Below are 1,810 nucleotides of genomic sequence, written 5' to 3'. Positions count from 1 at the left end.
GCACGCCCTTTGCCTTTACCGTCGAACTGGTCAGCGAGCGCGCTGATCTGGCGCTCGACGCGTTGCTGCATCAGCCGGCTTATCTGGCGTTTGACGGCGAGGGCAACGGTGTTCACGGGAAGATTTCCAGCATCGCCCTGAGCAGCCCGGGCCCGCGGCTGACGCAGTACCGTCTGACGCTGGTGCCGCAACTGGCCTACCTGGAACATCGCACCAACCAGCGAATTTTCCAGCGGCAGACCGTGCAGCAAATCATCGAAACCGTGCTTGAAGAGCACGGCATTTTCAGCAATGCCTACCTGTTCAATTCACTCTCGTCCTACTCGCCTCGGGAGTACTGCGTGCAGTACGGCGAACCGGACCTGCACTTTATTCAGCGCCTGTGTTTTGAAGAGGGTTTTCACTATCACTTTCGGCATTCGCCTGACGGCCATGTGCTGGTGTTCGGTGATAAACAGCAGGCGTTCAGCCTGCTCGCGCGGCCTACACCTTACGTGCAAGACGCCGGGATGGTGGCCAGGGAACCGTCGATCGAGCGCTTTGGCTTGCACCTCGAAACCCGGACCAACCGCACGGTGCGTCGCGATTATGACTTCGAAAAAGCCAGCCGCATCCTGCAGGCTGAAAGCAGCGCCGACCCCGATAGGCAGGTCCTCGAACACTACAGCTACCCCGGCGGCTTCAGCGCAACCGCCCACGGTGAACAACAAAATCAGCGGGCCCTTGAGCACCATCAAACCGGTTATCGCCAGGGCAATGGCAGCAGTGACCAACCGTGCCTGAGCAGCGGTCACTTTCTGACCATCAGCGAGCACCCGCATGCGGCCTGGAATGCCCGCTGGTTGCTGACCCGGGTTCACCACGAGGGCAAACAACCGCAAGCACTCGAAGAACAAGGCCGCATCCCGCAGATGACCGCTTCGGACGGCTTTACCCAGGGCTACCGCAACACTTTTCACGTCACCCCTGAAGACGTGACCTACCGCCCGCAACAGGTTTTCGCCAAGCCGAGGATCCTCGGCAGCCAGACCGCCCGCGTAACCGGCCCGGCGGGGGAAGACATCCATTGCGATCAGTTTGGCCGGGTTCGGGTCAGCTTTCATTGGGATCGCAGCGCAATCAACGACGATCAAAGCAGTTGCTGGGTGCGGGTAGCGTCGAGCTGGGCCGGAGACCGCTATGGCAGCGTGACCATCCCCCGGGTGGGCATGGAAGTGCTGGTGACGTATCTGGACGGCGACCCCGACAGGCCGATCATTTCCGGTTGCCTGGTCAACAGCCTCAACCCGGCGCCGCTGGTATTGCCTGCAGACAAAACCCAAAGCGTGTTTCGCAGTCGCAGCACGCCGGGTGGCAGCGGTTTCAACGAACTGCGCATCGAGGACCGCAAAGGCCAGGAGCTGATCTACCTGCACGCCCAGCGCGACCTGGAGCAACACGTCAAACATGACAGCCGCGTGCAGATTGATGGCAAGTCCGAAGCGACCATCAGCGGGGACAGCGTGGCGGTGCTCGAAGCCGAAGAGCAACGCACCGTCAGCGGTGACCGCAAGGTGCAACTCAATGCCAACGACCACCTGAACATCGCCGCCAGCAGCCACACCCGCGTCGGCCAGGCGCTGGTGGCCGAAGCCGGGCTGGAAGTCCACCTCAAGGCCGGCGCGCGGGTGGTACTCGATGCCGGCGCCAGCATCACCCTGATGGCCGGTGGGCAACACATCGTGATCAGCGCGGCGGGGATCTACAGCAGCAGCCCGATTGTGCCCGGCGGCGTACCGGTGCCGGGGACGCCGGCGAATCCGTTGTTGCC

1 protein-coding gene is annotated in these 1,810 nt (G+C 62.4%); it reads left to right on the top strand.

What is annotated here, in order from left to right; all coding sequences use genetic code 11:
* A partial coding sequence (gene tssI / locus AWM69_RS22640) for a type VI secretion system tip protein TssI/VgrG (protein WP_218728595.1) occupies window positions 1–1,810 on the top strand: 1,810 nt, incomplete at both ends.

The organism is Pseudomonas sp. D1HM, assembly GCF_019266105.1.
In the GTDB taxonomy this organism is placed as follows: domain Bacteria; phylum Pseudomonadota; class Gammaproteobacteria; order Pseudomonadales; family Pseudomonadaceae; genus Aquipseudomonas; species Aquipseudomonas taetrolens.
Note: the sequence above shows the minus strand (reverse complement) of the source record. Positions and strands in the feature narration are given on the sequence as shown.